The sequence below is a fragment of the Okeania sp. SIO3I5 genome (genome assembly GCF_010672085.1).
Classification (GTDB): Bacteria; Cyanobacteriota; Cyanobacteriia; order Cyanobacteriales; family Microcoleaceae; genus Trichodesmium.
This window is the reverse complement of record NZ_JAAHHT010000129.1, coordinates 1-6,783: the sequence shown is the minus strand read 5'-3', so window position 1 is coordinate 6,783 and position 6,783 is coordinate 1. Positions and strand designations below refer to the sequence as shown.

Genomic DNA, 6,783 nt, shown 5'->3' with positions numbered 1-6,783 from the left:
AAGCTATCAATAGATTTGTGTTTAAAGAGCAGAAAAAAAATGTTGATTATATAGAGGATGATTTAAAATTAATATTTGTGGAATTACCAAAATTTCAGAAAAAATTAGAGGAATTAGAGAGTTTAATTGATAAGTGGATTTTCTTTTTAAAGGAAACTGCTAAATTGGATATAATTCCAGAACCTTTAAAGGAAGTACCAGAAATTGAACGCGCTTTAAATATTGCTAATCGAGCTAATTATAGTAGGAAAGAATTAGAGGAATTTGAACGACGAGCAGTGATGTTACAAGATGAGAAAGGGAAAATAACTTATGCGAAAGAAGAAGGCAGAGCAGAAGGCAGAGCAGAAGGCAAAGCAGAAGTCGTAATGTTGTTAATTAATCAACGTTTTGGAGAGGTTGATAAAGATATTAGTAATCAGATTTCTAATTTAAAGAGTGAAAATTTAGAAAGTTTAGTTAAGGCACTTTTTGATTTTAATAGTCTAGCAGATTTATTGAGTTGGTTGGATAATCTGTAAATTCAGTTATCAGTTATAGCGCTACTTGGAATCGGGAATCGGGAATAGTAGAATTTCAAAGGATTTAAGGATTTAGAAATTTCCTCAGCTTAATCTGTAGCGCTATATCAGTTAGGTTGAGGTTTGGAACGTCTAATTTTACCTTGAAAACGTCAAAGTTGAGGTTGGGAACCTCTAAAACCATAATGCGTGAATGCATGACTTGATTTTTATTCTGTGAAATCTTCAGTTAGAATGTTACTATAGATGATTAGAAATCTACTTATTGCTAAACGATTATGAAATTTATCAGTCCTAAAGTTGATTATGCCTTTAAAAAAATATTCGGCTCTAATCAATCTCAACAAATACTTATCAGTTTTCTGAATGCCATTATTTATGATGGTGAAAATATCATCCAATCCTTAACAATTCAAAATCCTTATAATCCTGGTCAAGTAGAATCTTTAAAAGATAGTTATTTAGATATTCGAGCTACATTATCTGACAATTCAATAGTGATTATAGAAATGCAAGTTTCTCGGATGCAAGCCTTTGATAAACGGGTAGATTATAATTTGTGTAAAACTTATGCTAATCAATTAGAAAAGGGTGAACTTTATTTTCTGCTAAATCCAGTAATAGCTGTGACAATTACTGATTTTAAGATGCTTGATGAACTTCCCGAAGCAATCAATAAGTTTGTCTTTAAAGAGGAGAAAAAGAATGTTGCTTATATAGGGAAAAATTTAAAATTAATATTTGTCGAATTACCAAAATTTCAGAAAAAATTAGAGGATTTACAGAGTTTAATTGATAAGTGGATTTTCTTTTTAAAGGAAACTGCTAAATTGGATATAATTCCCGAATCTTTAGGGGAAGTACCAGAAATTGAACGGGCTCTAAATATTGCTAATCGAGCTAATTATAGTAGGGAAGAATTAGAGGAATTTGATAAACGAGCAATGATGTTGCAAGATGAAAGAGGGAAAATAAATTATGCAAAAGAAGAAGGCAGAGCTGAAGGAAGAGCTGAAGGTAAAGCTGAAGGGAGAGCTGAAGGGAGAGCTGAAGGTAAAGCTGAAGTCGTAATGTTGTTAGTTAATCAACGTTTTGGAGAGGTTGATCAAGATATTAGTAATCAGATTTCTAATTTAAAGAGTGAAAATTTAGAAAGTTTAGTTAAGGCACTTTTTGATTTTAATAGTCTGGCAGATTTATTGAGTTGGTTGGAAAATCTATAAATTCAGTTGAGGTTTCAAACATCTTGGTTAAAGTTTGAAACCTCTAAAATCTGACTTTTGATTTTTTGTTGTGTTAAACTTAAATCACAACATAGCAATCCTAAAAAGGAGATACAAATATGTTAGAAAATACTGAAAAGAAGGTTGATATAGATAAAAATTATGTGGATGTTGGTGTAGGTATTAACATAGGAAAAATTGAAAAGTCAAAATTTATTCAAATTAATGAATCTCAGCAGCAAAATTTAGCAGAAGCAGCAAAAGATATTCAAGAATTACTAGAGCAACTAGATGAAACTTATCCATCAAATACAACGGCTGGTAAAATGAAAATTGCTGCAGAAGTAATTACACAAATTGATAATCATCCAACTAAAGCCAAAAGAATATTCAGTGCTATAAAAGCTGGTGGAGTTGCTGCTGTTGAACAATTACTTAATCATCCTGCTAGTAGTTTTATTATTGGAGCGTTGGAAGATTGGCAAAAGAATAAAGAAAAAGCAGTTGAATAAAACTTTTAACAGTTGTCATTGCGACGAGAGGAAGCAATCTCAGGGGTTGAGGAGATTGCTATCCTTACGGAATGCTTTGTAAATCTTCCACGAGTGTAAGTCGCAATGACTTGGATATAGTAATTATCCAGATTTTATATAAGTCCTGAGAATGTCAAATTTTAAATTATAAAGAAGTACAAATATGTCAGAAAATACTGGAGATAAAGTTGACGTCAATAAAAATTATGTAGGTACTGGTATAGGTGTCAATAAGGGAAATATTATTAACTCAACGTTTGCTAATACAATCAATTATTTAGACACCGGAACAAAGGGACTGCCAAGGAAGGGGGAGCCGGCAAATTTTCCTAATAACCTGAATAAACTACGCACTGGTGCTGTCAAGTTTGTCGGTAGAGATGGAGACCTCAAAACATTACATGACCAACTTCAGGAAAAGGAGCGAGTTTCTATCACAGAAGTCAAGGGGATGGCAGGAGTAGGCAAGACAGAATTGGCTCTCCAGTACGCTCTCTTATCTAAAAGGGAGTTGACTTATCCTGGTGGTATTTGCTGGATAGGGGTTCGGGAAAGGAGTGTTCTAGAACAGTTATTAAAATTTGCTCGGATTCAACTAGGGCTATTTCCCCCAGAAGATTGGAATTTAGAAGACCAGCTTGAATACTGTTGGTCGAACTGGCAACCTGCGGGAGATGTGCTAATTATTTTGGATGATGTGGATAAGTATGAGGAAATTAAACGTTATTTACCCCCACAGGAAAAACGTTTCAAATCGCTAATTACTACCCGCAGATATTCGCTGTCAGCATCTTTTGAAAATTTGCGTTTGGAAGTATTGGATGAGGGTTCTGCTTTGGAGTTGTTGGAGGCGTTAATTGGTGAGTCTCGCGTGGCAGAGCAAAGAGAGGAGGCTAAACAACTATGTCAGTGGTTGGGATATTTACCTTTGGGGTTAGAATTGGTGGGAAGTTTTCTCAAGGTGCAACGATCTGGGTGGAAGTTGGCAAGAATGATACAGGAGTTGGAGAAGCTAGCTTTAGATTCGTCTGCGCTAGAGAAACCATGGGGAGAAATGACGGCGGAAAGAGGAGTGAAAGCTGCTTTGGAATTAAGTTGGCGGGAGTTGGATGAGGGAGCTAGATATTTGGGTTGTTTCTTGAGTATGTTTGCCTTAGCTCCTATTCCTTGGAGTTTGGTGGAACAGTGTTTGTCTGGAGGTGAAAGTCAGGAGGAAGAAATTACGCAGAAATGGTTTCCTACTTTCTCACAGTTGTGGTCATCATTGGTTCCTCAGAGAAAAGCAAATGTACTAGAGTTAAGGACTTTGGAAGATGTTAGGGAAGATAGTTTGTTAGGCTTAAACTTGATTCAACAGACGGTGGAGGAAACTTTTCAATTACATCAATTAGTACGTCTATATTTCCGAGACAAGTTAAATAAGATGAAAAAAGCAGAGCAGTTGAGGTATCAGTTTTGTCGGGGTATGGTGGTGGAAGCAAAAAAAGTTCCTCAGACTTCAGTAAAAGCAGACATAGAAAAACTAAGCTTGTCTATTCCTCACTTGACTGAGACAGCTACGGAGATGCGATCGTGGGTTGAGGATAAAGATTTGACCTTGCCATTCACCGCACTTGCCAGATTTTATGAAGGTCAGGGATTATATGGACTAGCAGAACCTTGGAGTCAGCAATGTTTAGATATTACTCGCATTCGTTCGGGAGTTGAGCATCTACATGAAGTTCCTGAGACTCCAGTAAAAGCAGAGATAGAAGAAGTAGCTTTATCTATTGAGATGCAAAAGTGGCTTGGAAATTTGACCTCGCGGTTCTCCGGGTTTGCCAGATTATATGAAGGTCAGGGATTATATGAACTAGCAGAATCTTGGGGTCAGCAATGCTCAAATATTACTCGCGTTCGTTCGGGAGTTGAGCATCTACGTCATCTACATGATGTTGCCTCCAGTCTCAACAGTCTGGCAATACTCTACTCCAAACAAGGGCGATATACAGAAGCGGAACCTTTGTTTCTAGAAGCTCTGGAAATGAAAAAGCGACTCCTAGGAAAAGAACATCCTGATGTGGCTAACAGTCTCAACGATCTGGCAACACTCTACTACTTCCAAGGGCGATATACAGAAGCGGAACCTTTGTTTCTAGAAGCTCTGGAAATGAAAAAGCGACTCCTAGGAAAAGAACATCCTGATGTGGCTAACAGTCTCAACAATCTGGCAGCACTCTACTCAGACCAAGGGCGACACACAGAAGCAGAACCTTTGTTTCTACAAGCTTTGGAAATGACAAAGCGACTCTTAGGAACAGAACATCCTGATGTAGCTAACAGTCTCAACAATCTGGCGTTGCTATACTCAGAGCAAGGGCGATACAAAGAAGCAGAACCTTTGCTTCTAGAAGCATTGAAGATGAAAAAGCAACTCCTAGGAGCAGAACATCTTGATGTTGCTATGAGTCTCCACAATCTGGCAAAACTCTACTACTCCCAAGGGCGATACAAAGAAGCAGAACCTTTGCTTCTAGAAGCATTGAAGATGAAAAAGCGACTGCTAGGATATTCACACCCTGATGTTGCCATGAGTCTCAACAATTTGGCATTACTTTACTACTACCAAGGGCGATATACAGAAGCAAAACTTCTGTATCTAGAAGCATTGGAGATGGGAAAGGAACTGCTAGGAGCAGAACATCCAAATACTCAAACTTTTCTGAAAAACTATCTATATTTTTTACAGCAAGTTCTCAGAGAAAACAGACAAGAGGACTTATCTGATGAAAGGAGTTTGCAAATAATATCAGAAATGGAGAAATCATCTTTAGAGAATAGTTGAATAATGGTAATTTAAAATTAATTTTCTCTGACGGAAATAGGTGATCGCAACTATTCCCTCCTGACTCAGAGGCGATCGCTCCCTAGTAGCTAGACACTGATTATGCCACGGATACACGGATGATTTTTTTCAGTTTGGCGATCGCTCCCAACTGATAACTGATAACTGATAACTGAAATTGGCGATCGCTCTTTCCCACTATAATTATGATATAATATAACAGTAAAAATAGCAGAGTCAAACCCAATGATAGCTAACCAAAATCAATTCTATGTTTCTCCAGAAGACTATTTAGCAGGAGAGCAACAAAGTCCGATTAAACATGAGTATAGACAAGGCCAAATTTATGCAATGGTAGGGGCAAAGAAACCCCACGTTATTATTGCTAGTAATTTAGACAGATTATTAGGCAATCATCTTCTTGATAATGACTGTCTTGTACTTCCTTTGGATATTAAAGTTCGACTTGAAGTTGCTAATTGTTATTATTATCCTGATGTGGTAGTAACTTGTGATGAACGGGATTTAAGTTCAACTGAAGACTTTATTCTTTATCCGTCTTTAATCATAGAAATTTTGTCTCCAAGCACAGCTAAATTTGATAGAGGAGGTAAATTTACTGATTATCAAACTGCTACAAGTTTACAAGAATATGTATTAGTTAGTCAGTCTGAGATGAGTATAGAATGTTTTCGGAAAAATGAAGAAGGAATTTGGATTTCTCAAACTTATAATAGGGGAGAAAAAGTTAATTTTGCTAGTCTAGATTTTAATTGTCAGATTGAATTAATCTATCAAAAAGTTCCTGGGATAGCTAAGGATTAAAATCTTTGCTCATAGCTAAATTTATCTAAAGATGAATGGAGTTTGTAAATAAAATCAGACATGGAGAAATCGTCTTTAGAGAATAGTTGAATAATGGTAATTTAAAATCAATTTTATCTGAGGGACATAGGCGACTCCAACTCTTCCCTCGTGACTCCCGATTCAGAGGCGATCGCTCCTCATTAGCTAGACACTGATTATGCCACGGATATACGGATAATTTTTTTGTTAGTTTGGCGATCGCTCCCCATTAGCTAGACACTGATTATGCCACGGATACACGGATGATTTTTTTGTTAGTTTGGCGATCGCTCCCCATTAGCTAGACACTGATTATGCCACGGATACACGGATGATTTTTCTTGTCAGTTTGGCGATATAGCTGCCGCTAGGCTTCGCCAACGCTCCCCATTGACACTATTCCAAATATGTGCTAAAAATTTTACATCAATCTTTATAAGAGTGTATAATTAACGGATTTTTTTGCCACCTATGGACAGAAAACTTAACATTACTATTCCAGAAGCAACAATGCAATTAATTGAGGAAACAATGCCTCAAGAAAATCTGGAGCAATTAATTAATAAAGCTCTAAATTTTTACATCAAGCAAAACTTATCAGAAAATCTCAAAGAAGAACTACGCATCGGAGCGATAAAACGAGCAGAACGTGATTTGCAATTAGCCGAAGAATGGTATGAACTAGAAGAAGAAGCATGGGAAAAAATCAATCAATAAATCCTCAAAGATGAGAAATATATTTAGTGAATTTTGACCCTAGTCTTGGTTCAGAAATCAAAAAAACTCGTCCGGCATTAATTTTGCAAAATGATACTTCAAACATTTATATTCAGATA

At 36.5% G+C, this 6,783-nt stretch carries 8 protein-coding genes; 7 read left to right on the top strand and 1 reads right to left on the bottom strand.

Translation table 11 applies throughout. The features are described from left to right. The 4 genes from F6K40_RS24725 to F6K40_RS24710 form a co-directional block, all read left to right on the top strand. Positions 1–521 (top strand): Rpn family recombination-promoting nuclease/putative transposase (locus tag F6K40_RS24725; protein ID WP_293139754.1); only part of this gene is annotated, 521 nt, incomplete at its 5' end. Positions 522–799: 278 nt separating this feature from the next. Beyond that, complete coding sequence (locus tag F6K40_RS24720; protein WP_293139753.1) at positions 800–1,744, top strand: Rpn family recombination-promoting nuclease/putative transposase; 945 nt, start codon at positions 800–802, stop codon at positions 1,742–1,744. A gap of 119 nt (positions 1,745–1,863) precedes the next feature. Then, positions 1,864–2,256, top strand: coding sequence for a hypothetical protein (locus F6K40_RS24715; protein ID WP_293139752.1), 393 nt, complete (start codon positions 1,864–1,866; stop codon positions 2,254–2,256). 184 nt (positions 2,257–2,440) lie between these two features. Beyond that, the gene (locus F6K40_RS24710) at positions 2,441–5,101 is read left to right on the top strand and encodes a tetratricopeptide repeat protein (RefSeq protein WP_293139751.1); all 2,661 of its coding nucleotides are present in this window, start codon (positions 2,441–2,443) and stop codon (positions 5,099–5,101) included. Positions 5,102–5,201: 100 nt separating this feature from the next. On the opposite strand, the gene F6K40_RS24705 is transcribed toward F6K40_RS24710, so the two are convergent. Further along, on the bottom strand, positions 5,202–5,342 hold the full coding sequence (locus F6K40_RS24705; RefSeq protein WP_293139750.1) for a hypothetical protein: 141 nt from the start codon (positions 5,340–5,342) through the stop codon (positions 5,202–5,204). 5 nt (positions 5,343–5,347) lie between these two features. Here F6K40_RS24705 and F6K40_RS24700 point away from each other — a divergent pair, with 5 nt between their 5' ends. The 3 genes from F6K40_RS24700 to F6K40_RS41025 form a co-directional block, all read left to right on the top strand. Continuing rightward, positions 5,348–5,926, top strand: a complete 579-nt coding sequence (locus F6K40_RS24700; RefSeq protein ID WP_293139749.1) for a Uma2 family endonuclease — start codon at positions 5,348–5,350, stop codon at positions 5,924–5,926. 492 nt (positions 5,927–6,418) lie between these two features. Then, a complete protein-coding gene (locus F6K40_RS24695; protein WP_293139748.1) occupies positions 6,419–6,664 on the top strand; it encodes a hypothetical protein in 246 nt (81 codons plus the stop codon). A 26-nt stretch (positions 6,665–6,690) separates the two neighbouring features. Beyond that, the coding region (locus F6K40_RS41025) for a type II toxin-antitoxin system PemK/MazF family toxin (RefSeq protein ID WP_365672685.1) at positions 6,691–6,783 on the top strand (93 nt) is incomplete at its 3' end.